The 307-nt window shown below is 60.3% G+C and carries 1 protein-coding gene; it reads right to left on the bottom strand.

Annotation, left to right across the window (positions count from 1 at the left end):
• A partial coding sequence (locus F2P44_RS34730) for a WGR domain-containing protein (RefSeq protein WP_167094644.1) occupies positions 1 to 233 on the bottom strand: 233 nt, incomplete at its 3' end.
• Positions 234 to 307: the final 74 nt, after the last annotated feature.

Genomic DNA, 307 nt, shown 5'->3' with positions numbered 1-307 from the left:
ATCTGCGCGGAGGCGACAGGCGTTCCCGCACCGGCCTCGGCGTACCCTTTGCCGGTCTTTTCGCGGACCAGCTTCTCCATCGCGGCGCCAGCCTTGGCGGCATCCGCGTGGGACTTCGTTTGGGCCTGCCCGGCGGTGCCGATTTTGCCGTAACGGACGTGCACGTCGCAGCCATCCTGTTCGATTTCCCAAAACTTGCTGGAACTGCCGTCGTTAAACTCGAAACGCTTCATTGCCTGCCTTGATAGATAGGGTTGCCGTGCGGACGCCTGCACCATTTTACACACGCGTTTGCCAAAAAACATCG

Origin of the sequence: Massilia frigida, assembly GCF_011682175.1 — a bacterium.
Taxonomy (GTDB): Bacteria; Pseudomonadota; Gammaproteobacteria; order Burkholderiales; family Burkholderiaceae_D; genus Telluria_A; species Telluria_A frigida.
The sequence above is the reverse complement of the archived record's forward strand: the minus strand, read 5'-3'. Positions and strand labels throughout refer to the sequence as shown.